This window comes from Parasphingopyxis sp. (assembly GCF_052168295.1).
In the GTDB taxonomy this organism is placed as follows: domain Bacteria; phylum Pseudomonadota; class Alphaproteobacteria; order Sphingomonadales; family Sphingomonadaceae; genus Parasphingopyxis.
On record NZ_JBQLZN010000027.1, the window covers coordinates 1 to 26327 of the forward strand.

At 62.8% G+C, this 26327-nt stretch carries 25 protein-coding genes; 9 read left to right on the forward strand and 16 right to left on the reverse strand.

The genetic code is table 11. The features are described 5' to 3' along the window. Positions 1-68: 68 nt before the first annotated feature. Both ACTS1Z_RS04195 and epsC read right to left on the reverse strand, forming a co-directional pair. A complete protein-coding gene (locus tag ACTS1Z_RS04195; RefSeq protein WP_442623184.1) occupies positions 69-422 on the reverse strand; it encodes a DUF2794 domain-containing protein in 354 nt (117 codons plus the stop codon). After that, positions 422-1120, reverse strand: coding sequence for a serine O-acetyltransferase EpsC (gene epsC, locus ACTS1Z_RS04200; RefSeq protein ID WP_442623185.1), 699 nt, complete (start codon positions 1118-1120; stop codon positions 422-424). Before epsC ends, ACTS1Z_RS04195 begins: the two co-directional genes overlap by 1 nt. A gap of 172 nt (positions 1121-1292) precedes the next feature. On the opposite strand from epsC, the gene ACTS1Z_RS04205 reads away from it, so the two are divergent. Together ACTS1Z_RS04205 and ACTS1Z_RS04210 are read left to right on the forward strand one after the other, a co-directional pair. Then, complete coding sequence (locus ACTS1Z_RS04205) at positions 1293-2195, forward strand: hydrogen peroxide-inducible genes activator (RefSeq protein WP_442623186.1); 903 nt, start codon at positions 1293-1295, stop codon at positions 2193-2195. Between the two features lie 99 nt (positions 2196-2294). Further along, entirely contained in the window at positions 2295-2939 is a 645-nt protein-coding gene (locus tag ACTS1Z_RS04210; RefSeq protein ID WP_442623187.1) for a fasciclin domain-containing protein, read from the forward strand. A 54-nt stretch (positions 2940-2993) separates the two neighbouring features. Here the strand turns inward: ACTS1Z_RS04210 and ACTS1Z_RS04215 are convergent, their stop codons facing one another. The 3 genes from ACTS1Z_RS04215 to pgsA are packed head-to-tail and all read right to left on the reverse strand — an operon-like array spanning position 2994 to position 4266. Continuing rightward, entirely contained in the window at positions 2994-3443 is a 450-nt protein-coding gene (locus tag ACTS1Z_RS04215; protein ID WP_442623188.1) for a molybdenum cofactor biosynthesis protein MoaE, read from the reverse strand. Continuing rightward, positions 3440-3697, reverse strand: a complete 258-nt coding sequence (moaD, locus tag ACTS1Z_RS04220; RefSeq protein ID WP_442623189.1) for a molybdopterin converting factor subunit 1 — start codon at positions 3695-3697, stop codon at positions 3440-3442. The genes ACTS1Z_RS04215 and moaD overlap by 4 nt, the downstream gene beginning before the upstream one ends. 5 nt (positions 3698-3702) lie before the next feature. Continuing rightward, the gene (pgsA, locus tag ACTS1Z_RS04225; protein ID WP_442623190.1) at positions 3703-4266 is read right to left on the reverse strand and encodes a CDP-diacylglycerol--glycerol-3-phosphate 3-phosphatidyltransferase; all 564 of its coding nucleotides are present in this window, start codon (positions 4264-4266) and stop codon (positions 3703-3705) included. Between the two features lie 143 nt (positions 4267-4409). On the opposite strand from pgsA, the gene ACTS1Z_RS04230 reads away from it, so the two are divergent. Continuing rightward, entirely contained in the window at positions 4410-5711 is a 1302-nt protein-coding gene (locus tag ACTS1Z_RS04230; protein ID WP_442623191.1) for an MFS transporter, read from the forward strand. Between the two features lie 18 nt (positions 5712-5729). Here the strand turns inward: ACTS1Z_RS04230 and ACTS1Z_RS04235 are convergent, their stop codons facing one another. Both ACTS1Z_RS04235 and ACTS1Z_RS04240 read right to left on the reverse strand, forming a co-directional pair. Then, a complete protein-coding gene (locus ACTS1Z_RS04235; protein WP_442623192.1) occupies positions 5730-5924 on the reverse strand; it encodes a hypothetical protein in 195 nt (64 codons plus the stop codon). 123 nt (positions 5925-6047) lie between these two features. Further along, positions 6048-6899, reverse strand: coding sequence for an HpcH/HpaI aldolase/citrate lyase family protein (locus tag ACTS1Z_RS04240; RefSeq protein WP_442623193.1), 852 nt, complete (start codon positions 6897-6899; stop codon positions 6048-6050). Positions 6900-6997: 98 nt separating this feature from the next. Between ACTS1Z_RS04240 and ACTS1Z_RS04245 the strand changes: the two genes are divergently transcribed. From ACTS1Z_RS04245 to ACTS1Z_RS04260, 4 genes are all read left to right on the forward strand, one after another. Next, positions 6998-7759 carry a crotonase/enoyl-CoA hydratase family protein gene (locus ACTS1Z_RS04245; RefSeq protein ID WP_442623194.1) on the forward strand — a complete coding sequence of 254 codons (762 nt, stop codon included), beginning with the start codon at positions 6998-7000 and terminating at the stop codon, positions 7757-7759. Between the two features lie 227 nt (positions 7760-7986). Next, positions 7987-9540 carry a phytoene desaturase family protein gene (locus ACTS1Z_RS04250; RefSeq protein ID WP_442623195.1) on the forward strand — a complete coding sequence of 518 codons (1554 nt, stop codon included), beginning with the start codon at positions 7987-7989 and terminating at the stop codon, positions 9538-9540. Positions 9541-9616: 76 nt separating this feature from the next. After that, positions 9617-10333 (forward strand): CPBP family intramembrane glutamic endopeptidase, encoded by a 717-nt coding sequence (locus ACTS1Z_RS04255; RefSeq protein ID WP_442623196.1) that lies wholly within the window; start codon positions 9617-9619, stop codon positions 10331-10333. Between the two features lie 111 nt (positions 10334-10444). Continuing rightward, positions 10445-11770: an NAD(P)/FAD-dependent oxidoreductase gene (locus ACTS1Z_RS04260; RefSeq protein WP_442623198.1), complete on the forward strand. Its 1326-nt coding sequence runs from the start codon at positions 10445-10447 to the stop codon at positions 11768-11770. A 17-nt stretch (positions 11771-11787) separates the two neighbouring features. Here ACTS1Z_RS04260 and ACTS1Z_RS04265 read toward each other — a convergent pair whose 3' ends face one another. The 4 genes from ACTS1Z_RS04265 to ACTS1Z_RS04280 all read right to left on the reverse strand — a co-directional run bounded on the left by ACTS1Z_RS04265 (position 11788) and on the right by ACTS1Z_RS04280 (position 17043). Beyond that, positions 11788-14139, reverse strand: coding sequence for a TonB-dependent receptor (locus ACTS1Z_RS04265; RefSeq protein WP_442623199.1), 2352 nt, complete (start codon positions 14137-14139; stop codon positions 11788-11790). Between the two features lie 198 nt (positions 14140-14337). Continuing rightward, on the reverse strand, positions 14338-15585 hold the full coding sequence (locus ACTS1Z_RS04270) for a pyridoxal phosphate-dependent decarboxylase family protein (RefSeq protein ID WP_442623200.1): 1248 nt from the start codon (positions 15583-15585) through the stop codon (positions 14338-14340). A gap of 31 nt (positions 15586-15616) precedes the next feature. Further along, a complete protein-coding gene (locus ACTS1Z_RS04275) occupies positions 15617-16747 on the reverse strand; it encodes a hypothetical protein (RefSeq protein WP_442623201.1) in 1131 nt (376 codons plus the stop codon). Next, on the reverse strand, positions 16744-17043 hold the full coding sequence (locus tag ACTS1Z_RS04280; protein ID WP_442623202.1) for a PadR family transcriptional regulator: 300 nt from the start codon (positions 17041-17043) through the stop codon (positions 16744-16746). Before ACTS1Z_RS04280 ends, ACTS1Z_RS04275 begins: the two co-directional genes overlap by 4 nt. A 176-nt stretch (positions 17044-17219) precedes the next feature. Here ACTS1Z_RS04280 and ACTS1Z_RS04285 point away from each other — a divergent pair, with 176 nt between their 5' ends. After that, entirely contained in the window at positions 17220-18197 is a 978-nt protein-coding gene (locus tag ACTS1Z_RS04285; protein WP_442623203.1) for an NAD(P)H-dependent flavin oxidoreductase, read from the forward strand. Positions 18198-18207: 10 nt separating this feature from the next. Here the strand turns inward: ACTS1Z_RS04285 and ACTS1Z_RS04290 are convergent, their stop codons facing one another. From ACTS1Z_RS04290 to ACTS1Z_RS04300, 3 genes are all read right to left on the reverse strand, one after another. Continuing rightward, the gene (locus ACTS1Z_RS04290; protein WP_442623204.1) at positions 18208-19290 is read right to left on the reverse strand and encodes an endonuclease/exonuclease/phosphatase family protein; all 1083 of its coding nucleotides are present in this window, start codon (positions 19288-19290) and stop codon (positions 18208-18210) included. Positions 19291-19408: 118 nt separating this feature from the next. Beyond that, positions 19409-20173, reverse strand: a complete 765-nt coding sequence (locus tag ACTS1Z_RS04295; protein WP_442623205.1) for a hypothetical protein — start codon at positions 20171-20173, stop codon at positions 19409-19411. A gap of 122 nt (positions 20174-20295) precedes the next feature. Then, positions 20296-20994, reverse strand: coding sequence for a TetR/AcrR family transcriptional regulator (locus tag ACTS1Z_RS04300; RefSeq protein WP_442623206.1), 699 nt, complete (start codon positions 20992-20994; stop codon positions 20296-20298). A gap of 326 nt (positions 20995-21320) precedes the next feature. Here ACTS1Z_RS04300 and ACTS1Z_RS04305 point away from each other — a divergent pair, with 326 nt between their 5' ends. After that, positions 21321-24275 (forward strand): TonB-dependent receptor plug domain-containing protein, encoded by a 2955-nt coding sequence (locus tag ACTS1Z_RS04305; RefSeq protein ID WP_442623207.1) that lies wholly within the window; start codon positions 21321-21323, stop codon positions 24273-24275. A gap of 109 nt (positions 24276-24384) precedes the next feature. On the opposite strand, the gene ACTS1Z_RS04310 is transcribed toward ACTS1Z_RS04305, so the two are convergent. Together ACTS1Z_RS04310 and ACTS1Z_RS04315 are read right to left on the reverse strand one after the other, a co-directional pair. Continuing rightward, complete coding sequence (locus ACTS1Z_RS04310; protein ID WP_442623208.1) at positions 24385-24936, reverse strand: PadR family transcriptional regulator; 552 nt, start codon at positions 24934-24936, stop codon at positions 24385-24387. 204 nt (positions 24937-25140) lie between these two features. Beyond that, complete coding sequence (locus ACTS1Z_RS04315) at positions 25141-25797, reverse strand: DJ-1/PfpI family protein (RefSeq protein ID WP_442623209.1); 657 nt, start codon at positions 25795-25797, stop codon at positions 25141-25143. Between the last annotated feature and the right edge of the window lie 530 nt (positions 25798-26327).

Genomic DNA, 26327 nt, shown 5'->3' on the forward strand with positions numbered 1-26327 from the left:
TGGGAGGTCGGGAGGGGGAGCGGGCCGGTGCGGCGCTCGACCGAAAGGTCAAGACTGACAAAAAGAACCTACTCGCTGACGATCTTGAGCAGCCGCCGCTCCACAGGCGCCAGTACCGGCGCAAGCTCATGCCCGCGCTTGAGCACCATGCCGGCCTCGTTGAGGAGCGCCCACATGCCTTGCCGGTTGCGCAGCGAGGGTCGCTTCTCGATCCGGTACTCGGGGCGTTCTGCAGTACGGCGAAAGGCGGAGAAGGACGCGAAGTCCTTCTCGAAATTCATCGCATAGTCGCGCCAGTGACCGGCCGCGACCATGCGGCCGTAGAGATCGAGGATGCGGTTGAGCTCGGTGCGTTCGAAGCCGACCTGGTTCGGTTTGGCCCCGGCGCCGCGCTGGTTCGGAAACGGAGTGACGGTGCCCATCAGGCGCAATCGCTCTCCTGAACCGGCGGTTCGTCGCCGTCGCGCTCGGCAATCAGCGCTTCGATCTGCTTGTGCATCTGTTCGAGCTCGCAGCGCATAAGCTCGAGCCGCTGCGTCGACGGATCGAACATGTCGCTGCACGGCGTGCCATAGGGCACGAAGCCCTCGGGCTTGCTTTCGGCGTCCATCAGCGTCGGCTTGGCGGGGATGCCGACCATCACGGCGCCTTCGGGCACATCCTTGGTGACGACGGCATTGGCGCCGATCCGCGCCCCCTTGCCGACCGTGATCGGCCCGAGGATCTGCGCGCCTGAACCGATAATGACATCGTCTTGTATTGTAGGATGTCTTTTGCCAGCAACACCGTCAGCGGGATTGGTGCCGCCGAGCGTGACATTCTGGTAGATCGTCACATTGTCGCCGATCTCGGCGGTTTCGCCGATGACCGAAAAACCATGATCGATGAACAGGTGCCGGCCGATCTTCGCGCCCGGGTGAATGTCGATCGCCGTCAGAAAGCGCGACCAGTGATTGACGAACCGGGCGAGGAAAAAGAGGCGGGCGCGAAACAGGCGATGCGCCAGCCGGTGATAGGTGAAAGCCCAGACGCCCGGGTAAAGCAGCACTTCCATGCGCGAGCGCGGGGCAGGATCGCGGGACCGGATGGAATCGATATAGGCAATCAGTCTGCCGGGCATGTGCGTCTCCCGCGCCAGTGGCGATCCGCAACCTAATAATATGTCCCGCGGAAAAACGCCAGTTCGGTACGCTATCGCCCCCCAAAGCCCAGCTTTCGGAACTTTAGCCGTTGAAATCGATTAATCATCGCATATTTAGCAATTTCATCGATAACATGATTCGGGCGATGCCATGGCAACCTATCTGCCGACGCTGAAACAGCTGCAATATCTGGTCGCGCTGCGCGACCACGGCCATTTCGGCAAGGCCGCCGAAGCCTGTTTCGTGACCCAGTCGACGCTGTCGGCCGGTTTGCGCGAGCTGGAATCGCTGATCGGTATCACGCTGGTCGAGCGGACGCGCCGCGTCGTCCGCTTCACGCCGCTCGGGCTGAGTATCGCCGACAAGGCGCAGCGCGTGTTGAGGGAAGCCGAAGAGCTGTCCGAGATGGCGCGCGCCGCCGGCAAACCGCTGTCCGGCGAAATGCGCATGGGCGTCATCCCGACGATCGCGCCATTCCTGCTGCCGCAGATCCTGCCGAAGCTGCGGACCGACTGGCCCGACCTAAAACTCTTCCTGCGCGAGGAAACCAGCCCGGCGGCCTGCGAGTCCCTCCAGCGCGGCCAGATCGACTGCATCCTGCTCGCACTGCCCTATAGCTGCGGCGAGGTCGATACCGCCGAGCTGTTCGACGATCGGCTGTTCGTCGCCTTTCCCGAAGGCGAACCGGCCAATCCACCGAAAGAGATCGCGCCGGAAATTATCGACGAGGGCCGGCTCTTGCTGCTTGAGGACGGGCATTGTCTGAAGGATCACGCGCTCGCAGCCTGCAACCGCCCCGAACTTCGCGCCGAGGCACGGATGATGGGAACGTCGCTCCATACGCTCGTCCAGATGGTCGAGAACGGTCTCGGCACGACGATGCTGCCGGAGATGGCAATTGATGCGGGCATCTTGCGCGACACCCATATCGTCGCTCGTCCGCTCGATGCCGATCATCCGGCACGCACCATCGCGCTCGTCTGGCGCAAGAACAGCCCGCGCGAAAAGGACTTTCGCCTGCTCGCCGATGCCATGCGCGAAGCCGCTGCCTGAGGTTCCGCTGATGTCCGAACAGACAGGTCGATGGAAACCTTTCGCGCGGTTATGCGTAAATTGAACGTATCCCCCTACCCCCAACTTAGGAGATTAGCAGTGTTGAAGACGAAGCGATTGGCCAAGAATACCGGCGTAGCAATGGGTGTGGCCCTGTTCGCAATGGGCAGCGCACCTGCGCTTGCCGACCATCATGCCGAGGCGACCGAAGCCGAAGCGACTACCGAAACCGCTGAGCCGGTTACGGTCGGCGGGGCCGAAATGCTGCCGACGCGCAACATCGTCGAAAATGCATCCAACTCGCCGATCCACACGACGCTCGTCGCCGCAGTCGCGCAGGCCGGCCTTGTCGACACGCTGTCCAGCCCGGGTCCCTTCACCGTGTTCGCACCGACCGACGAAGCGTTCGGCCTTCTGCCCGCTGGCACGGTCGACGCTCTGATGGCTGACAGTGCCCAGGCGCAGCTGACGCAGATCCTGACCTATCATGTCGTTTCCGGCGCGGTTGATGCCGAGACGCTGGTCGGCATGATCGAGGAAGCCGGTGGCGAGCTGACGCTGACCACGGTCGAAGGATCGCCGCTGGTCGCGACGGTCGATAACGGCATCGTTGCCCTGCGCGACGAAATCGGCGGCGTGTCCTACGTCACCCAGACCGACGTTACCCAGTCGAACGGTATCATCCATGTCATCAACGGCGTGCTCGTTCCCGAACCGGAAACGGCTGCCGCTGGCGATCGCTAATAGCGAGCCAAATGAAGAGATCGAGGGGCGCTGCAGCGATGCGGCGCCCCTTTTTCATGCATCGCGCCAGCGATCCCGGGCGGTAACGTCGCCCTCGCGCGCTTCGACCCAGCGGGACCGGCCATCGGCAAATTCCTCCCGCTTCCAGAAGGGCGCGTCGGTTTTCAGCCAGTCGATCATGAAATGCACCGCGTCGATCGCGTCGCCGCGATGCCGGGATGCGGCACCCACGAACACGATGCGCGTGCCGGGCGTGAGCCGCCCGACCCGATGAATGATGGTGAGCGCGCTCAACGGCCATCGGGTGGCGGCCTCATCCGCAATCTGTGCGAGCGCGCGCTCGGTCATGGCCGGATAATGTTCGAGCTCCATGGCAACGAGCCCGCCCTCCCCGCGCACGATGCCGGTAAATGTCGCGACCGCGCCGGGCTCACCGGCTTCGAGTTCGATCATTTCGGCAACCGGATCGAACGTTTCGCTCTGAACACGGATAACTGGCGTCATCCGCCCGTCACCGGTGGGAAAATCGCAACCTCCCGCACGCCCTCGAGCCCAGCATCCAGAGCCGCGAATTCCTGATCCACGGCTACCCGCAACAGCGACCGATCGGCGAACGCCTCGGCATAACCCCCGCCCCTGCTTTCGAGCCAATCGATCAGGTCGACGACGCTCTTCACGGCATCAGGCGGTTCGACCGTTTCGCCGTCCCTACCGATGGCTTCCCTGACCCAAGCGAAATAGAGCAGTTCGATCGCCACTGCGCTTAATCCATATGTTTGAGGCCGGCGCGCAGGTAATCCCAACCCGTGACCAGCGTCAGCAAAGCCGCCATCCACAGACATACCAGGCCGACCAGCTTCACCCAGTCGAAGCCCGCCCAGCCGCCATGATCGACGGCGCCTGCCAGAATAAGCGCGCCGAGCGCCACCATCTGAAACGCCGTTTTCCATTTGGCGAGCTGGCTGACCGGCACCGATACGCTGAGGCCGGCGAGAAACTCGCGCAGACCCGAAACGATGATTTCGCGCAGCAGGATCACCAGCGCGGCGATCACGTGCCAGCTTTCGATATCGCGCGTGAAGACGAGCATCAGGATGACCGACGCGACCATGATCTTGTCGGCAATCGGATCGAGGAAGATGCCGAGTTTCGATACCGTCCCCTGCGAGCGCGCGAGATAGCCGTCGAGATAGTCGGTCGCGCCGACCGTGCAGTAAAGGACGAAGGCGCAGATATAGCCGAGCCATGCGGAATCCCACAGCAGCGCCACGAGTACGGGCACGGCAAAGATGCGCGAGAGGGTCAGCAGGTTCGGCAAGGTCAACATGCCGCCTTGTCCTAACGATTTCTGCAGTTCCGGCAATCTATATGCCGTAATCCTGTCCACGCGGCCTTGGCGCTGCCCCTTACCTTGGTTATGCGGGGTGGAATATCGCTGCGTCCAGCAAATAGGGGCCCTCTCCCAAACCCATGCAAATGTCGCTCGCACTTTTGAACAAGCGCCGCTTTGCGCCGATCTTTGCGACGCAGTTCCTCGGCGCGGTGAACGACAATCTCTTCAAGTTCGCGATGGTGATACTGGTCGTTTACAATATCTATGACGACCCCGACACGGAGACCCAGTTCAGCGCGCTGGCGACCGGGATATTCATTCTCCCCTTCTTCCTGTTTTCCGCCGTCTCCGGGCAATTGGCAGACAATAACGACAAGGCCAGGATCGTCCGTATCGTGAAGACGGCGGAGATCGTTATCGCGTTGACCGGGGCGCTCGGCCTGATCCTCCAATCCATTCCGCTGATGCTGCTGGCGCTGTTCGCGCTCGGCGTGCAATCGACATTTTTCGGGCCGATCAAATATGCGATCCTGCCGCAGCAGCTGGAAAAGGACGAAGTGCTCGGCGGTACCGGCCTTGTCGAAGCCGGGACCTATGTCGCGATCCTCCTCGGCACGATTCTGGGCGGCGTCATCATCAATGAGCTCGGCGCCGAGTGGGCGTCCGCGATCGTCGTCACGATTGCGCTGATCGGCTGGTATGCGGGGCGGCAGGTATTGCCGGCGCCGCCGCAGAAAGATCCCGAACCGGTCGATTACAATATTCTGCGCGCTACAAAGCGTGTCATCGGCGATATCATGCATGTGCCGCGCCTTCGGCACACGATCATCTGCATCAGCTTTTTCTGGACGATCGCGGCAGTGCTGACGATCCTGTTTCCCCCGCTCGTCAAGAACGTTTTGACGTCCGACCCTATCGTGGCGAGCCTTTTCCTGGGCGTATTTTCGGTTGGCATCGCGGTAGGCTCGATCCTCATCAACCGTCTCCTGAAAGGCCAGGTCTCCGCGCGTTTTTCGCCGTTCAGCGTTATCCTGATGGGTGGTTTCGTTCTGATCCTCTATTTCGTCGCGCTGTCGTGGGAAGGGTCGCCAGACGAAACGCTCTTCAATCTCGGCACGTTCATTATGCTCGACAACGCATGGCTGGTGCTCGGCGTTCTCTTCGGCGTAGCCGTCGCTGGCGGCATGTTCGTGGTGCCGCTCTACGCCTTTCTGACGACCACCGTCGATCTCAGCATGACGGCGCGGGCGATCGCGGCCAACAACGTGGTGAACTCCGGCTGCATGGTGCTGGGTTCGGTTATCGCGCTGATACTGAGCAACTTCATCACGGTGACGGAGCTTCTGCTCGTCGTTGTCGCGATGTGCGCCACATCCGCATGGCTGGCCTTCATACTCCACCGCGAGACCAAGCACCCGCTGCCCCAGGCGGCCCAATAGCCGCCTTTCCTCGCGCGGCTAACCGATAAACGTCAGGAAGAAGACGAAGCCGCCGGCCCAGGTCATCGTGAAGAGCCTCGCGTTTTCCGCCAGTTCCGAGCGCCGCGGAAAAGGCGGGCGGCGGAGCAGGATCACATCGTCGAAATCGCATTCGCGGCGGATGAGGTCGGCGGTCAGCGGCGCATAGCGCGATTCGGTCGGAGCGGTTGCCATGCCCCGGCGTTAACATTTCGTTTACCTTTTCGTTTACACCCAAACAGGGTTAAGATGGGTACAGCGCGCACCTGTCTCCTATCGGGACAGAGCGGGTCCCGTTCCGGCGGCGTTGGAAATATCCTATTCGGCGCGCGCGGCGATCGCCTCGGCCATCGCGACGAGCTTCTCCGCTTCGGCGAGATGCAGCCGCTCGACCATCACGCCGTCGAGGTCGATGACGCCCTTGTCCGCATTTTCCGGGTCCGCGAAAGCCGCGATGATCGCCTCGGCGTCCTGCAGCGCGTTGCGCGAGGGCGCGAAGATGCGGTTGGCCGCCTCGATCTGGTCGGGATGGATCAGCGTCTTGCCGTCGAACCCGAAGGCTTTGCCCTGCTCGCATTCGGCCGCGAGCCCCGCATCGTCGCCGATCGCGTTGAACACGCCATCGATGACGATCCGGCCATGCGCCCGCCCCGCCATCACCGTCATCGACAGTGCGTTGACGAAGCCCAGCCGCGCCTGGCGCAGCTTGGCCTGCATCTCCTTCGCCAGATCGTTCGTCCCCATCACCATCGCCGAAAGCTTGGGCGCGGCCGCGATCTCCGCGATGTTGAGGATGGCGAGCGGCGTTTCGATCATCGCCCAGACCGGCAGATCCGTCTCCGCACCGAACCCGATATCGGCCGCCCGCGACACTTTCGGGATCAGCACCCCATCGGGCCGCACGTCCTGCACCATCGCGATATCGTCCGCGCCCCATTCGGTATCCACGCCGTTGACGCGGATCACGATCTCGCGCGCGCCATAGCCGCCCTCTTTCACCGCTTCGGCCACCTGCTCGCGCGCCGCCGGCTTTTCGCGCGGCGCCACCGCATCCTCGAGGTCGAAAATCAGCACGTCGGCGGGCAGCGACTTCGCCTTTTCCAAGGCGCGCGCATTGGCACCGGGCATGTACAGGCAGGAACGGCGGGGGCGGAAGGAAGGCTCGGTCATGGAAGCCGTTATTCCGCATGTCCGCGCACAAACCAAGGTTGACGTGCACGTAAAGCGGCGCGACACTGTCGCCAAACAGAATCACGGGAGAAGCGAGCATGTCCGACGAAGTCCTCACCGAAGCCAGCGATGGCATCCTCACCATCACCATCAACCGGCCCGACGCCAAGAACGCCGTCAACCGCGCCGTCGCCGAAGGCATCGCCGCCGCCATCGAAACGCTGGAAACCGACGACAGCCTCGTCATCGGCATCATAACCGGCGCGGGCGGCACCTTCTGCTCGGGCATGGACCTGAAGGCGTTTCTGCAGGGCGAGCTCCCCGTGGTCAGCGGCAAGGGTTTCGCCGGCTTCGTGGAGGCGCCGCCCGCCAAGCCGCTGATCGCGGCGGTTGACGGCTATGCGCTGGCCGGCGGTATGGAGGTCGCCATTGCCTGCGATCTCGTCGTCGCCAACAAAGACGCGCAGTTCGGCATTCCCGAAGCCAAGCGCGGCCTTGCCGCCGGTGCGGGCGCGCTGCTCCGGCTCCCCCGCCTGATCCCGCAGCGCTATGCCATGGAACTCGCGCTGACCGGCGATTTCGTGAGTGCCGGCCGCGCTGCCGAGATGGGCTTCGTCAACCGCGTCGTGGACGGGCCGGCGCTCGACGGCGCGAAGGAACTCGCCGCCAAGATCGCCGAAAACGGCCCCCTCGCCGTCCGCGCCAGCAAGGAAGTCATCGTCAAGACCGAAGACTGGTCGCACGACGAAATGTGGGCCGAACAGCAGAAGATCATCGGCGGCATCTTCCAGTCCGAAGACGCCCGCGAAGGCGCCATGGCGTTCGCGCAAAAGCGCAAGCCGCAGTGGAAGGGCAAGTAGGCCGCCTGTCGCCGCGTCGCGACGGATAGCGTACCGAGCGCCGGCCGGCTCTGGACTGGACGACAGCGGAACCGCAAAACATCCGCACGCGGGCGATTGATCCGCATCAATGCGTCTGACGCGGCCGCTCGTTACGCCTGCGAAAAATATCGCACGTGCCGGTTTGGTCGGACGGTTGGACCCGGGCGAAACGAGCGAACGGTCCTCGGACTGTCAGGGAGTTACGCATGGCGGATACGGAACAGGCCGATTGGGACGTCATCGTCATCGGTTCGGGCATGGGCGGCATGGCCGCCGCCGCTGCTCTGTGCAAGGTCGGACACAAGGTGCTGTTGCTCGAGCAGCACAGAACGCTCGGCGGGCTGACGCACAACTTCTCCCGCGACGGATTCTCTTGGGACGTCGGCATTCACTATCTGAGCGGCGTGGCGCCCGAAGATCATGCTCGTGCGATGATCGATTGGCTGGCCGATACGCCCATCGATTTCGTTTCCTTGGGATCGGTCTACGACACGCTGCACATCGGATCGGCGGAGCCGCTGTCGCTATCGCGGCCGTACGAAGCCCAGGAACGGGACCTCAAAGACCGATTCCCGGATCAGGCGGAGGCGATCGAAGCATGGACCCATGCGCTGCTCGAGGGCCGTGAGACGATCTTGAAGACCCTTCCGACCCGCGCAATGCCGAAGATCGCGGGCGACATGCTCAACTGGTGGAACCGGCATACAATCGCGAAATGGTGCACGCGGACGACGCAAGAGGTTATCGACGATATCACCGACGATCCCGCGCTTGCCGCTGCGATGGCCGCACAATGGGGCGATCACGGCGGACGGCCGAGCAAGGCGAGCTTCGGGATGCACGCCCTGATTTCGGCGTCCTACCTGTGGAGCGGGTCCTGGTATCCGGTCGGGGGGAGCGCGGCCTTCGCCGAGCATATCATTCCGACCATTACGAAGAATGGCGGCGAAGCGCGCGCGGGCGTCCGCGTGGAAAAGCTGCTGTTCGAGAACGGTGCGGTGGTCGGCGTGCAGACCGATGACGGCACGGACATCCGCGCGCAAATTGTCATCTCCGATATCGGCGTGCGGGAAACCGTCGACACGCTCCTGCCCGACGAGCACGGACACCAAGACTGGGTCGCGGTAATTCGCGCACTGCCGTCCAGCATCGCCAACTACACGCTGTTCCTGGGATTCGAGGGGGATATCGAAGCCGCGGGCGCGACAAAGGCGAACCACTGGATTTACCCCACCGGCAAGGTCGACGTGCTCTGGACGACCGCGCCCGACGGTGTGCCGCCCCATATGACAGCCTCGTTCGGTTCGCTGAAGGACCCAAACCATGATCCGGGCCCGCGCCAGAAACATATGGGCCAGTTTCTGGTCTGGGCCGACTGGGCGGCCGTCGAGAAATGGGCGGACCGGCCCGCCGGCGCGCGCGGCGACGACTATGCCGACTTCAAGCGGCGCGCCGAGGAAACGCTGATGACGCAGTTCGAGCGCTATTTTCCCGACCTTGCCAAGCTTGTCGTGTATCGCGAACTGGCCACGCCGCTATCGACTGTGACCTTCACCAGGCATCGCGAGGGCGCATTCTATGGGCTCGACGTGACGCCGGAACGGGTCATGTGCGATGCGCTCCGTGCCAAAACGCCGATTCCAGGCCTCTATCTTGCGGGCCAGGATGTGGTGAGCCCCGGCATTCCCGGCGCGCTCATGGGCGGCCTTCTTGCGGCAACCAGCGTCGATCCGAAGGTGCTTCCGAAGATCAAAGGCTAAAGGCGTTCAGTTTCGGGGTTGCCCGCAATAGGCTAGTGTATTATCTGAATAATACACAGCGACGGGGAGCCAAGTTTTGCAGAACACGACAAGCGTACATGAAACGGCATCGCAGCGTTCCGGCCGGTGGGACTGGAGCGCGCTAAGGGACCTGCTGATCGTCGTCGCGACCCTGGTCGTCGTGAAGCAATCGCTGTTGCCGTTCACTTATCTGTACGCCGGCCCCGCTTCGACCTTCAGTGCGATGGCCGTAGGATCCTATCTGCTGTGGCGCCGCGGATCGGGCTGGCGGGACCTTGGACTGCGCTGGCCGCAAAGCTGGCTGAAGACGATCGGCCTGACGCTGCTGACTATGGCGGCCTTCATCGCGGCGACGCAATCCATGCAGCTGGTCGCGGACCTGCTGTTCGAGGATGTCGGCGCGAGCGGCCGCTTCGATCATATCGAAGGCAATCTCGCGGCCTATCTCAGCATCATGGCCCTGGTCTGGACGCACGGCTCTTTTTTCGAAGAGCTGTTGTTCCGGGCGTTTGTCATCGATCACGCCAGCCGTTTCGGCGGCGGCGGGTTGCGCGTGGACCTCGTCGCCGCAATCGTCTCCTCGATCTTCTTCGGATATAGGCACTATTATTATCAGGGCATGCACGGCGCGCTGATCTCCGGAGCCGGTGGGCTGGCGTTCGCGCTCCTCTATATCTGGTTCGGGCGGAGCAATATCCTGCCGCTCGTCTTCGCGCACGGAATCTTCAATTCGCTGGCACAAACGCTCCGTTTCCTGGGCATCCGGGACTGACGAGCTGTACCGGCCATGGCGCTACGGCCGACACGCGCTTTGGGCCACCCCGATTGAAAGACGCCCGCGCTTGGTTCATCACGCTGGCACGACCGCCATTATCGCGGTGAGATGGGGGCGCATTTGGAAGGCAAGAAGAGACAGATTGTCGTGGTCGGCGGCGGCGCGGGCGGGCTCGAACTGGTCCGTCGGCTGGCCGCGCGCTACGGCAATCGCGATCACGACATCATTCTCGTCGACAAGAATGTCTCGCATATCTGGAAGCCGCTGCTCCATGAGGTGGCGGCCGGATCGCTCGACGCCAATCTCGACGAGGTCGGCTATGGCGGGCATGCCGCGCGGTGGAATTACCGCTTCTTCCACGGTGAACTCGAAAAGATCGACCGCGAAGAACGCCAGATCATCACCGCACCCAGCTATGACGATCGCGGCCGGCTGATCACGAGCCGGCACAGCATCCGCTACGATTATCTCGTGCTTGCGGTCGGCGGCATTTCGAACGATTTCGGCGTCGCCGGCGTGCGCGAGCATGCGATGTTTCTCGAGCATCGCGGCCAGGCCGACGAATTCCGACAGCGCCTGCTGAACGCGTGCCTGCGCACCAACGACGAAAATCGCCGGGGAAAACAGGACGCGAAAGTCCGGGTGGCGATCGTCGGCGGCGGCGCGACCGGCGTCGAACTCGCGGCCGAACTCTACAACGCGGCCAAGGCGCTGCGGCATTACGGGCTCGAAGTCTTCGATGAGAGCAAACTGGAGGTGACGCTGGTCGAAGCCGGACCGCGTATCCTCCCCGCCCTCGACCCCGAGCTGGCCGACACGGCGCGCGAAGAGCTGGAGGCGCTCGGCGTCTCGGTGAGGGTCGACACGCAGGTCGTGCGCGTCGACGAGGATTGCATCGAGACCGCCGACGGAAACCGGCTGGAGACGGAAATCACGGTATGGGCGGCCGGCGTGAAAGGCGCCGACGAACTGCCCTTCGAAAGCGATCTGGAGACGACTTCGCTCAACACGTTCCTCGTCAAGCCGACGCTGCAGACGACGAAGGACGACCGGATTTTCGCGATCGGGGATTGCGCGAGCTGCCTGCTGCCCGGCGAAGATCGCCCGGTGCCGCCGCGCGCGCAGGCCGCGCACCAGATGGCCGATAGCGTGCTGGACAATCTCGAGCGGCTGCGGCGCGGCAAGGAGCCGAAACCCTTCCGCTACCGCGATCATGGCTCGCTGGTGTCGCTCAGCCGCTTCTCGACCGTGGGCAGCCTGATGGGCAATCTGGTCGGCGGCCGGATGGCGATCGAAGGCCGCCTCGCGCGCCTCGCCTATCTCTCGCTATACCGGCTCCACATCATCGCCATCCATGGCTGGCGTCGCGGCATCGCGATGATCCTCCTCGGCCACGTCAACCGCGTCGTCCGGCCGAAGCTCAAACTACACTGAGGGCGGTTACGGCCCGATCAGAAGGTGAAGCCGGCCGAAACGCCCCAGACGCGCGGTTCGTTGACCATCGCGGTCAGGTTGTTGAAGTCGATACCGCTCACCGCCGAAGTGTCGTTGGTGATGTTCCTGACGAACGCGGCGAATTCGTAGCGGTCGGTCTGATAGCCGACACGGATGCCGCCTTCGAGCTGCGTCTCGTCCTGGAACTCGACCGTATCGTAGAGGAAGAAGTTGATCCGCGAGCGATAGGCCCAGTCGGTAAAGATATAGATGTCGCCATCGCCCACCGGGATCTCGTAACGGGCCGTGAAGTTCGCGATCCAGCGTGGCGCCTGCGGCAGGCTGTTACCGTCGATATTGACGATCGCCGCCGAGAAGGGCGCGGCCGGGGTCACGATCGGATCGAGGATCGTGCAGAGCGAAACGTTCGGGAAAGTATCGACCCGCACGGCGCCGCACGCGGCTGTCGTCAGATCGTCGTCACGGATCTGCGTGTGGTTGTAGCTCAAACTGCCGGTCACGAAGAAATAGTCGGTGACGGCGAACTGGGTATCGAGCTCGAAACCATAGCCGCGTACATTATCGGCGTTGATCAGCCGGTTGGCGTTCACATTCCCGCCGACCGCCGTGAGCTGCGCATTGTCCAGATCGTAGATGAAACCCGACAGGTTCGCCCGGGCCCGCCCGTCCATGAAGATCGTCTTGATGCCGGCCTCATAGGAGGTAATCGTCTCCGACTGGCCGACCGACACGCCGTCCTCGAGCGGCGTGGCCGTTGCCGGCGGGAAGAGGATGCGGCCCTGGATGCTCGGTGCGCGATAGCCCCGCGCGACGCGGGCGTAGACGTTCACGTCATCGTTTATCTCATGGGTGAGGCTGACGTCCCACGTGATCGTATCGTCGCTGACTTGACGGGTCACCGTCCCCAGCGGATTCTGCAGGAAGACCGGGAACTGCGTATCCTGACTGCGAACGACGACGAAATCGCGCTGGTCGTCATTATAGCGGAGGCCGCCCGATACGCGCAGATCGTCGGTAAGCGCATAGGTCAGCGAACCGAAGAGACCGAAGGCCTCGCTCTCCTGTTGCTGCGCCACGACGATATTGACGCCGCCCGGCGGATTCAGCGGATCGCCCAGCGTCGAATAGTTTTCGCTGAGGATGCTCAGCGATTCGTCGAAATAGAAAATGCCGAACTGGTAGCTGAGCGGGCCGCCGCCATTGCTCGCGATCCGCAACTCCTGCGTGAACTGGTCGAGATCGGGCACGGAATCGCGCGTTTCCGCCGTAAAGGGAATGACGCCGGGCCCGGTCAGGTTCGGCGGTAGGAAGCTCGCCCCGAAGCCGCCGTCGACATCGCCGACCGAGGTCGATTCGCCGTGCCAGTAGCTCGTCACCGAGATCAGCGAGACGGGACCCAGGTCCCAGGTCAGCCGGGCCGCGATATTCTGGGTCTCGACCTCCTGTTCGTTCTGGCCGTCGGTCGACACGTTGAAGCGGTCGAAATTCTGGTTGAGCCCCGGCGCCCCGCGCGTGAAATTGTTCGCCCGGAATATCCGCGCCGTTCCGTCGAGGTCGCGTAGTTGGCCGGTCAAAAGGATCTCGAAATCGTCGGTTACGTCGAACGCGGCCTGCAGGCGGAACGCATATTCGTCATAACCGCCAAAGGCGTCATTCTGACGGCCCGCAGGCAGGACGTTGTCGATATAATCGTCCTGGCGCTGATACAGGCCGGACAGGCGCAAGCTGATCCGGTCGCTCAGCGGCCCGCCGACCGCGGCCTCCATATTGACCGCGTTGAAGCGGCCATAGGAAATGCGGGCAAAACCATCGAGCGTATCGCCGGGCTCGACCGTGTCGAACTTGACGATGCCGGCCGGCGTGTTGCGGCCGAACAGCGTACCCTGCGGTCCGCGCAGCACCTCGACCTGCTGCATGTCGAAAATCGGAAAACCCTTGAGGATCGGGTTTTCCAGGACGACATCGTCATATACGAGGCTGACGGGCTGGGACGCGTTGAGATCGAAATCGGTATTGCCGAGCCCGCGAATGTAGAAGCGCGGGAAGGTCCGCCCGAACGAGGATTCGACCACCAGGCTCGGTACGCGGCCCGACAGGGCGCGAACGTCCTGACCGCTGCTGTTGATGGCGGTCAGCGCGTCGTCGTCGATCGCCGTCACCGAAAGCGGGACGTCCTGGATATTCTCCTCTCGGCGTTGCGCCGTCACGATGATCGGGCCGACGCTGGGGCCGGAAACGGCATTCGCGACATCGTCGGTCATCTGCGCCATCGCCGGCGCCGCGCCGAAACAAGCGGCCGAGACCGCGGCGATCGCCGCGGACGAAAAGAGTTTCGAACTGTGAATCATGAGCCTGCCCCGTTCTTGCCCCCCTGCATCGCGAAACGCCGCGCAGGAATCGGAAAACACTCGTTATTGATGAGAAGGCATTCATTGTCGCAACGCGGATATGTGTCAAATCGGTTACACAGATTCGCCATAAAAGCTGCAATACGTTGCAGCCGCGCCACGCTGTGCGCGCCGCCATGAGACGGCGGCGGTCTCGCGCTAGCTGTACCGAGCTTCGACCTTTTCGGCGGCCTTGCCGTCCTCCCCCTTGGCAAGCGCGCTTACGCTCGCGGCCAGGTCATCGAGATAGGCGTCGATGAATTCGGAATGTTTGGGCGACAGCATCAGGTGCAGACTCGGTGGTTCTATCGTGGCGGACGTGAACCAGCCGCGCCGGTAAATCTCGCCATATAGCGCCAGCGCGTGATGCTGAGGATGGCTGAACGCGATCAGGCCGAGCAGCGGCTTGCCGAGTATCTCGAAGCCCAGCGCCTTGACGCCCTCCTCCACCCGCTCGCGCGTCGCACAGACCTCGCCCTGCAGGCGGCGATACCCGTCCACGCCCAGATAGTTCATGATCGCCCAGGCCGCGGCGATGGCCCCGCCCGGCCGCGTGCCCGCCAGCGTCGGTGTCGTCATCGGCGCGCCCGACCAGCAGGAAAATTCGAACGGCATATACGCGTAGAGCTCTTCGGAGCGGAACAGCACCGTCGAGGCGCCCTTCGCCGCATAACCGTACTTGTGTAGATCCGCGCTCATCGACTTGACCGCGGGCACTTCGAAATCGAAGGGCGGCACCGGCACGCCGTTCATCCGGGCAAAGGGCGCGAAATAGCCGCCGACACAGGCATCGACATGGAGCCAGACGCTCTGCCGCTCCGCCGCCTCGCCGAGTTCCGCGATCGGATCGATGATGCCGTGCGGGAAGTTGGGCGCGGAACCCACGATCATGATCGTCTCGGCATCGCACGCCGCTTCCATGGCCGCGACATCGGCTTCGTAACTCTCGTCCGCCCGGAGCGGGATACGGCGGACTTCGATATCCATCAGGTGGCAGGCCTTGTCGAAAGCCAAGTGCGCCGATTGCGGCAGGACGATATTGGCGGTGTCGAGCGCCTTGCCGCCGGCGCGCGCATGATCGCGCGCCGTTTTGATCGCCATGGTGATCGAGTCCGTGCCGCCGGACGTCATCGCGCCGGTCGCGCCATCCGGGCCGTTGAGCAGGCCCAGCGCCATGGAGATAACGTCCTTCTCCATCTGCGCGAGCGAAGGAAAGGCGGCCGGGCCGAGCCCGTTTTCGGACATATAGGCGGTATAGGCTTCCTTCTGGACCCGCGCGACATCCTCGCCGGCGTTGAAGACGTACACGGCCGTCTTCCCGTCCCGCCATTTCGCATCATTGCCGCCGCGATCCAGCAGATCGGCTTTCACCGCGTCCCATGGGCGCCCCTTGGCCGGCATCTCCATGCTGTCTCTCCGTGACCGTCTCGAATGCCCGTCACTGTGGCGAGTTTTGGGCGGTCAGACAATGCGAGATGGAGCGCGAGAGAGGGCCGGATCGTCCTGATGGGCTCGCGACTTTCTCAGCTTCGCCTTCTACCCCTCGCGATACGATCACGCGCGGCGGTATGAAGGCCACGCTCAGGAAATAGCCGATGATCGCGCTTGCTCCGTAACCGACGAGCGGCGTCGGATAGGCGCCCAGCGCTGCGGCCGTTACCAGCCCGGTCCAATAGGCGGCGAATGCGAAGTGCATAGCCGATCTGTCCGTTTGCCGCACGAAGACTATCGCACATGGCAGCATCGCGCATCCGGCCCAAAGCAGAAGCCCAAGGCCGATATGGATATCGAACGCCGACCAGAGGATATGATCGACGAACGGTACCGCGGGCAATGCGGCGGGGCGGAACAGCGTCGCCGCAAATGCGAGCATGGCGACGAAGGCTGCGGCGGCGCCATACATGGTGGGCCGGATCAGCACGACGACGGCAACCGCAACGAACAGCGTTCCCGCCATCGCGCGATCGGGTTGAACGGTCATAGCGAGAGCGGCGACAGTGACCGCAAATGTCGCCCATACACTCTGGTTTCGCGCGAAACCGATGACGACAATCGGCAGAAAGATCAGGCTGGTCTGGACGAAAAAAGTGCCGATCGCGATCCATCTACGCGCGTCTTCGACGGCGCTTCCGTAAAATGCAGTGCCCAGCAGGACCAGAGACGCGCCGACTGCGCATGCCGCCAAAAAGCGGTCGGTCATCCGGATGGTCAACCGCATGGCTGCGGCTAGGAGCAGGCCGATGATAATTGCCGCGACATTAACGATCATCATGGTCGCCGGGGCGTTCGCACCATAGAGATAGATCAGCCCGATCAGGCTCGCCGCCAGTCCTGCGATAGTCGCCGCTACGGTGAAACGATCACGCATGATACCCTCCCCTGTTGGCACAGCTGTGGCTGCCGGTTCGAGCCGGAAACGCAGGCAGGCGATTATGCAGCCGATCGCGAAGAGCGCCGCCGCCCACCGCCCCTCTATGTTCGAGAATTCGGCCTTCATCGCCTGCACCCATTGCGCGCGGTGATCGGGCGCGAGCACGTCGATCAAGCGATCCAACCATCGGCGGCTCATGCCGGACTGGGCTTCATATCGGTCGTACCGATTTTGCCGAGACTGTCGCGCGCAAAGGCGCGCCCGGCTGCGGTCAGGCGATAGATGTGCCGCGGAGGACGGCCGTTCGTCGGGGCGTCCTGCCATTCGGAAACCAGGATCGCCCGATCCTCCAAACGCGCGAGGATCGGATAAAGCGTCCCCGGCCCGATGCCGGCGATCTTCATGATCTCATAGCCGTGCAAGCCCTTCGGCGCGTCGAGCAGAATGCGGAGAGTCGAAAGCGTGGCTTTGGACGGAGATCGAGTTCGGCGCATAACCGTTTATATCGATATATATCGACTTAGAGTCAATATATGCGCGCATGGACCGGATATCCCGACGGACATCATGGAAATCGGTGCGAACCGCAGAACCGCGAGGTTGACGCGCACGTCAACCCGCGCGACAGTCCGCGCAAAGCAGAATCAAAGCCAAAATCAGGGAGAGCGCCATGAAGACCCGCATCACCGAACTGTTCGGCATCGAACATCCGATCATCCAGGGCGGCATGCATTATGTCGGCTTTGCAGAGCTGGCGGCGGCGGTCTCCGAAGCGGGCGGGCTCGGCATCATCACGGGCCTGACGCAGAAGACGCCCGAAGATCTAGACAAGGAGATCAAGAAGGCGAAGGAGATGACCGACAAGCCGGTCGGCGTGAACCTGACCTTCCTGCCGGCCTTCACCACCCCGCCCTATCCCGAATATATCGATGCGATCATTTCGAACGGCATTACCGTCGTCGAAACCGCCGGGCGCAACCCGCAGGAACATCTGCCCAAGATGAAAGAAGCGGGGATCAAGATCATCCATAAATGCACGAGCGTGCGCCACAGTCTGAAAGCCCAATCGATCGGCTGCGACGCGGTGTCGGTGGACGGGTTCGAATGCGGCGGGCATCCGGGCGAGGACGATATCCCGAACATGATCCTGCTACCCCGCGCGGCCGACGAGCTCGACATTCCCTTCGTCGCCTCGGGCGGTCAGGCCGATGCGCGCAGCCTCGTCGCGAGCCTCGCCATGGGCGCCGAAGGTATCAATATGGGCACGCGGTTCATCGCGACGAAAGAGGCGCCGGTGCACGACAACGTCAAGCAGGCGATCGTCGATGCCAGCGAACTCGATACCGCGCTCGTCATGCGGCCGCTGCGCAATACGGAACGCGTGCTGAAGAACGAAGCTGTCGAGGAAATCCTGAAGATCGAGCGCGAGAAAGGCGCAGACCTCCAGATCACCGATATTCTCGACCAGGTCGCGGGCGTCTATCCGGAGATCATGATGGAGGGCGACATGGATCGCGGCGCGTGGAGCTGCGGCATGGTCGCCGGGCTCATCAACGATATCCCGACCTGCAAGGAGCTGATCGACGGCATCATGGAAGAGGCCGAGACGATCATCCGCCAGCGGCTGGAAGGCTTCCTCGCGGCCTGAGGCCGGCGCGCTACAGCGTCACCGTCGCCACGACCGGGAAATGGTCGGAAATCGTATAGTAGGGCGGGCCGTCATCGCCGACCTTGCGCAGGATGTCCGCGTCATGGACCCAGCCTTCGTCCGCGTTGAGCGAATAGACGATATGGTCGATCCAGACGCGGTGATAGGTCCGGTTGAAGATCGGATCGGCAAATGACGTTGTCGAATTGTCCTCGAAGTTGAGCGCGGCCTTGTCCTTGTCGGACAGCCGGTCGTAGAGCGCGTTGCCGAGCGTGAGATAGGGCCGCCAGACCGAGCCCATCAGCGTCTCCACGCCGCTCGACTTCAATTTCATCTCGCTAGTGTCGAAGCCCGGCCCGTCATTGATGTCGCCGCAAACGATTAGCGGGATGTCCTTGGTCGCGTCGTCGGTCAGATAGGGTTCGATAAAGGCCTCGCGCACGCGGCGGCACTGGGCGACAAGCCGCTCGCGGTTGGCGTCCGCCATCGCCCACCAGCGCGACCATTCATGCGCGGAGAAGATGCCCTTGCTCTTGAGGTGCACGCCCATGACGCGGAACTTCGCGTCGTTTTCGAGCGTGATCTCGGCATAGGCCGGCCGCCGCTCGAAACGGTACCATTCGGGTATCTTGTCGTTGCCCGTGTCCATCCAGAAGGGTTCGCTGGCTTCGAAAATCGCGCCCGATGCTTGGTCCATCGAATCGAAGACCTGCATCGGGTCCGCCGCGAACTTGCCGCGGTCGGTCCGCACCGCGATGCCGACACATTGCGAGGACGACCAGACATCGGTGCGCCCGGGCCCGTTGATTGATTTCGAAACCTGAATGTAGGTCGTCCAGTCGCCCGGCGCGAGTTCGTCGAAAAGGAGCTGCAGTTCCTCGGTCTTGTTCGGCCCCTCGACGACGACGACCAGGTCCGCATCGATATGGACTAGGCCCGATCCGATCAGCGCCTTGCGCTCGCCGACCGTGTGTTTGCCGGACCGATCGCCGTCTTCATCGTCCGGCTTGAAGATCACATCGTCATTGTCATCGGTCGTGAACAGGTTGTTCAGCCATTCCATGTTCCAGACCGCCAAACGAATATCCGTCATATCGCCCTCCCCTTTTCGTCTCCCACAGCGCGACCATGCAATAAGGCCGGAATATTATCACAGCCTATCGCAACCGTATTGGACAGAAGGGACGCGCGAGGGACGCGGCCGAAACCGGCTATTCGCCGCCGGTTTCGGCCTGCGGGACGGCCAGAAACTGCATATCCTGGCCGATCACGTCGATCCGGACCACGCGCCGGTCTTCGCCCCGCGTGACATAGACGTCATTGTCGGGCGTGCCGCCGCGGATCTCGTAGCGCACGGTATCGAACCGGCCGGCGGGCGTGCGGATGCGTCCGCCGGGATAGGCGGTGATCGTGACATCGGCGAAGGCATTGCCGAGCGGGCCGTACCAGTGGAAGCTTTCCTGCGTCCCCTCTTCTTCGCCCATCGTCAGCGGCATGATGAAGGCGACGGGACGCGGCAACGTGCCCTCGGGAATGGCCTCGTCGACCGGTTGTATCTCGACGTCCTCGAGGCGCAGGATGACGCGATTGCCGGTCGCCCGCCCGTTCGCGAATTCCAGATCGAGATTCATGTAGCTGGTGCCGCGATGGAATTCGAGATGGATGGTCTCGAACTGCAGGTCCGGCGCAAGATTGAAGGCCAGCGTCTCATAGACCTCGGTACTCGGCATCATCGTGCGGTCGTAGAGGATCACGCCGTCGTCCCGCTTGATCCAGCCGAGCCGCATGAAACCGTCGCGCTCGCCATCGTTGAACAGACCGAGGAAGAACTCGCCGCGATCCGGCAAGGCGGCGGCGGTGCGCGCACCGACACTGTCCTGCGCGAGCGCCGCGCCGCCGGGCGCGAGCATGAGCGCCGCAAACCCGATGGCGAGCGCTGACCAGGCGCGGCCGATGTGCCGTTGAAACTTTTGCATATGATGCCCCCTCGCAGACGAACTTCGCCTATCAGGGCAGGAAAGGCCAGAGAAACACGCTTCGACGAACGACCGGTTATGTTCTGGCTATTGCAACGATGGGTGTATGGCCGCGGGCCGTGTCAGGCGGATAGCGCCGGCGGATAGGCGGCACGCGGCGCTCCGACCGGCGCGGTCCCCGCAAATCCATCGAAATTGCAGGTTGCGGCCGAGATATCGCGCGCGACGGCAGCGACCGCGCGCTCGCAATTCCGGTCCGCGAATGCATCGCGCCCGAGCAGCCGCGGCAGAGCGAGAGCGGATTCAAGCGACGTTAGAAACTGTTCCGCGGCGCCGTCCAGCAATATGAGATCGAGCCCCGCTCGCCTGCCGGCATCGCCGACCGCTTTTTCCAATCCGTTGCGCAGCGGCCCGGCAACCTTCGCCTCATAGGCACTATGCACCCAGGGATCGCTGTGGCTGTCGCGCATCGCGAAGAACAGGAGCCGCGCATAGTCCTCACCGCCGATCATGTCCGCCGCCCGCGCGACATAGGCGCGCACCGTGCCGGTGACGGAATTGAGGATCTCGGGCGTTTCAGCCAGCCGCGCAGTCAGGCGTTCGACAAGACGGCGCACCGTAGCGCGATAAATGTCTTCCTTTCCGTCGAACGAGCTATGGATCTGCCGACAGCCGATATCGAGCCGCTCGGCGATCTCGTCGAGCGCTACGCCGCTCCAGTGCCGTTCCATATAGAGAGGCAGGACCGCGGCCGCGATTTCGTCGCGGCGGGTAAGCCAGTCGACACTCGATCCCCGGGGGCGTTTTGCTGCCTGATGCATACCAGCGTCCTCTAGGCCTCTTTATTATTTCGTTTCGAAATATAATAGACCGATCCGTAATAGCAAGATGCCGATTTCCGCGACCATGAGCGTCATAAATCCTTAATTTACGTCAATATGAGTGTGTCATTGAAGCAACATACTCCTTAAGAACTACGATTCGATATAAAAACTGATTGTATGGAAAACCGTGCATCGGCATAAGCCCGGCCATGGCGGAACGCGAATTGGCATTTTGCCCATCGATTTTTGGGGAGGCGGCGCAGGGCATCTGACCGAACAGGGCAAGCTCGACGTCGCGGACATTTTGAAAGGGTTAGACTTCAATGACTGAACAGATCTCCGGCACCGGTTTCTCGTCGCGCAAGCGCACGGTCGCCAGCTTGATGGTGGGCACGGCCGCAACGGCATTCGCCTGGGCGCCGGCCGCCGCGCAGACCAGCAACGAACTCGCGGCCGCCAATACCGATCAACCGGCCATCGTCGTCACCGGTACGCGCATCGCCAATCCCAATCTCGACCAGTCGAGCCCGGTACAGGTTGTCGGCCAGGACGAGATCGACCTGCGCCAGGCGACCAACGCCGAAGACCTGATCGGCGAACTGCCCGGTATCACCCCGGGCGTCAGCAACTCGGTCAATAACGGCAGCGCCGGCATCGGCACGCTCAACCTGCGCGGCCTCGACTCGCGGCGCAACATCGTGCTGCTCGACGGCACCCGCATCGTCCCCGCCTCGCTCTTCAGCGAGACCGACCTCAATACGATTCCGGTGGCTCTCATCGAACGCGTGGAAATCGTGACCGGTGGTGCGTCGTCCGTATACGGTGCGGACGCCATCGCCGGCGTCGCCAACTTCGTCACCCGGCGCGATTTCGAAGGCATGGAAGCGGCCGCGACGTTCGGCATCACCGAACGGGGCGACGGCGAGCGTTTCCGCGTCGATCTGACGATTGGCGCCAATTTCGACGACGGCCGCGGCAATGCGGTGCTGAGTGTGGGCTATCAGGAGATGGACGACATCATCATGGCGAGCCGCCTCTTCTCGCAGAACGGCTTGCGGCGAAACGGCACGACCGGCGGCTCCGGCACGTCGGTGCCGACCCGGATTTCGAGCACCGTCGTCGGCGGCGGCGGGGTCAACCAGCTCAATGCAGACGGCACCGCGCTTATCCCGACCTACAACACCTTCAACTTCTCGCCGTTCAACTTCCTGCAGACGCCGTTCCAGCGCTACAATGTCTATGCGTCGGCGGATTACGAGATCACGCCGGGCATCGAAGTCTATTCGCGCGCGATGTACAACAAGACGACCGTCAACCTGCAGTTGGCGCCGTCCGGCCTGTTCGGCGATACGTGGCAGTTCCCGCTCAACAACCCATTCATCAACGAGACGATACGCCAGCAGATCTGCGCCTCGCCGGTCGTCAATGTCGATGCTGCGACCTGTACGGCCGCCGGCGCGGCAACGGGACCGACCGATCCAAACTATCTCGAGGTCCCGGTCACCATCAACCGCCGCCTCGTCGAACAGGGTCCGCGGCGGACGGACAATACCTTCAACCAGTTCCAGATCTGGGCCGGTGTCCGCGGCGGCCTGACCGACTCGATCGATTACGATGTCTACGCGTCCTACGGCGAATCGCAGCGCAACAATACGCGGCTCGGCTGGGGGCTGAAGTCTCGCGTGCAGCAGGCGTTGCTCGCCGACAGCCCGACCGAATGCCAGGATCCGTCGAACGGCTGTTTCCCGATCAACCTGTTCGGGGGCGGCGTGGGCACGAATATCGATCCGCGTTCGGTCGCTTTCTTCGACCAGCCATCGGGTTTCTCGGACACGACTTCGCTCGCCGTAGTGAACGCCTCGCTGTCCGGCGACCTCGGCGAAACCGGCTTCTTCACCGACACGCCTGTCGGCTTCGCGATCGGCACCGAATATCGCGATTACACGGCCAGCCGCGTCGCCGACCTCCCGGCGGGCACGCAGGACGAAGTGCTCGGCACGGGCGCGCCTTCGCCATCCTTCGGCGGCGGTTATGACGTGATCGAGGGCTTTGCCGAGCTGATCGTGCCGATCCTCGAAGATGTTCCGGGCTTCTACAGCCTTACCGCGGAAGGCGGTATCCGCGTGTCGGACTACTCCAACACCGGAACGAGCGTCACCTGGAAAGCGGGCGGCAGCTGGGAACCGTTCCAGGGCTTCCGCATCCGCGGCATCTACCAGCGGTCGGTCCGTTCGCCGAATATCGGAGAGCTGTTCCTCCCGGTCACGACCGGCCTCACCGGCCTTGCGGTCGATCCGTGCGCGGGCACGGCCCCGGTCGGCAATGCCGCGCTGACGGCGATCTGTATCGCGCAGGGCGCCCCGGCGGCGCTCGTCAATGCCGGCGTGATCCAGCAGCCGTCCGCCGAGCAGGCGAACCTGACGACCGGCGGCAATCCGAACCTCGATCCCGAGGTTGCGGACAGCTTCACGATCGGCCTGGTGCTTACGCCGCCGCAGGTTCCCGGATTGACGGTGACGGTCGACTATTACGATATCGAGATCACCGACGCGATCACGCAGCGTACGCCGGACGATATCCTCACGCCCTGCTTCGGGCCGAACCTCGACGGTGTCGGTGGAAGCGATCCGTCGGTCTGCTCGCTGCTCATCCGCAATCCGCTCAACGGTTCGTTGAACGGCGGCGGGGACACGCCGGGCTTCGCACCGCCGCTGACCAACCAGGGCACGTTGCTTACCCGCGGCGTCGATTTCCGCGTCGCCTATCGCGTCCCGCTGAACTTCGGATCGCTGAACTTCGATCTCAACGGCAACTGGACCGATACGCTGAAGTTCCAGGCCGTTCCGGGCGGCATCAACCGCGAATGCGTCGGCCAGTACAGCGCGAACTGCGGCTTCCCGTCGCAGACCCAGGGCGGTGCGATCACGCCGGAATGGACGTTCAACCTGCGCACGACCCTCAGCATCGACGATCTCGCCGACATCTCGCTGCTCTGGCGCTGGATCGACAGCGTCGATTACGAGCGGATCCTCAGCCGGGCGGGCCTCGATCCCGAATTCGAATCGATCGACGAGGCGAACTATTTCGATCTCTCGATCCGCTCGAACGTCAGCGAGAATTTCGACGTCACGCTGACGGTGTTCAACCTGCTCGATCGCGATCCGCCGGTCGTCGGCAACTCGGTCGGCACCAGCTCCCAGAATGCGGGCAACACGTTCCCGTCGACATACGACACGCTGGGCCGGCGCTACTCGGTAACTGGCCGACTGCGCTTCTAGCGGGACCCCACAAGTTAGAACGTTTGGTCACGTTCTAGTCTGATGGCGAGGGTGGTTTTGGAAGTCCCACCCTCGCCATTTTTTTGTCCGGCGAAGATGAGACTGCAATTCAGTCGGGCTTGTTCGTCACAAGGTCGAACATCACCCGGTCGAGCCAGTCCAGCCGGGCCTTCAGCGTGCTCATCGCATTGTCATAGGCATAGGGCTGAAACGGCAGATCGGTGCTGGCGTTGTACTCGTCGAGTTCGATGCGCTTCTTTTCGAGCTCCGCTTTCGCCTCGACGACCCAGTCGACCCGCTCCTGGTGCGACAGCAGGCCGAACGCCATAACCTTGGTGCCCAGCGAGTCGGTGGAAATGAGCTGGGCCGACCGGAATGTCGTGATCCAGTCCTTGAGGGTCTCCTCCCCCTTTTCCGTGATCGACCAGACCTCGGTGCCGCGGGCATCGTCCTCGACCTGGCGGCCGGCGATCAGCCCGTCTTTCGCGAACCGGTTGATCATCGGATAGACCTGACCCATCGATTTGTTGAACGTCGCGACCGGCGAGGACTGATAATATTTGGCGACTTTATAGGCGGTGATCGGCTGGAAACGGTAGACGAGTGAGAGCAGAGAGCCCTCGTGATCCGAGAGTGATTTCGGCGAACCCTTGGCAGCCATGGTCAGTCGTTTTAGCCCCTTCGATGCCGCGCTCGTGTTCGACCAACAACGCGGACAGGCGGCGTCTTGTCACTTTCATGACAGTTTCACAAGCGCGGCACCGGGATTTCGTCGCCAGTGCGGCATAAAGAACACGAGCGGCGCACTCCATCGAGGAGCGGAATCTCAATGCCTAACTGATTGATCGCTTTAACTTAAATACCGTCAGAACGTATATTGCGCGTCCGGCTGCCCGGTTTCTATCGCCATGCGTATATCGGCCACGCAGGATGCATAGACGGCCTCGGCCTTGCTCGGCAGGCACGCACATTCCACCTGCCGCTCGAGTTCGGCCGGCAGTGTGGGCACGCCGGCCTTACTTGGCAGCCGCATGCATGTGGCGATCGTCTCCGCAAAGGCGGGCGCCGCGTCGGCGACGCTGGCAGTAACTATGTTCGCGTCTGCGACCACATCCTGGGCGATGTATTGCCCACCCATTTCCGTCAGCAGATCGCCGTAGGCCGGATGGGTGGTCGCCGATCTGCCGACGAGGAGCCCCGCCCCGCCGAGGAGGAAAGCGCCGGTGCCGATGGCCGCGATGACCTGCGCCCGTTCGGCGCGTTCGGCGAGAAAGTCGAGCAGTTCGGTCGTGGCGAGCGCCTCGACGATACCGCTGCCGCCGGGCACGCAGAGCACATCGAATTCCGGCGCATCGGCGAACGTCATGGTCGGCATGACGGCGCAGCCGCAATCGAGCCCTACCCTCCCCGCGCGTGCGGCAACGAGATGGATTTCCGCGCCCTCGAATTTCGACAGGTGCTGGCGCGGCATCGCAATGTCGCGCTCGAAGCTGTTCTCGAACAGCACAAAACCGATTCTCATGCAGCCTCCCTGGACTTGGACCTTCGACAAACTCCCATTTTCAAACCCCGTTACCGAGGTTCGAATGCCGTGCCCCTGCATTCAAAAGTTTCACCAAATCGGTTTATGCGGATATGGATATGCTACGCGGCGGGAACAATGTTCCCGTTTTCGGCGAAGGTCGCGTGAATATCGACAAGCGTCGGAAAGGCGGAATAAGTGCCTACGAACCGCATATATTCGAGCGGTTATGCGCAATTTTCGGTCGGTGGGGCGTGCAGATATTAGCTGTCGACACGACACGGCGCGCGACAGTGTAACGCGCTGGACCAGGTCTAGTTGTCGGAAATCTTGGCGATGCGGGTCGCGGGATGGAACGTTTAACGCCCGAAACGCTTTGACAAACGCGTTCGTCGTCAGCGCTGTGCCACCCTCGCTATCGCTCGGGGAGTTTCGAGAAAACCATCGCACCGAGGCGACATTATCGCGAAAGCGATGGTGGAGCCGAGGGGGATCGAACCCCTGACCTCTACACTGCCAGTGTAGCGCTC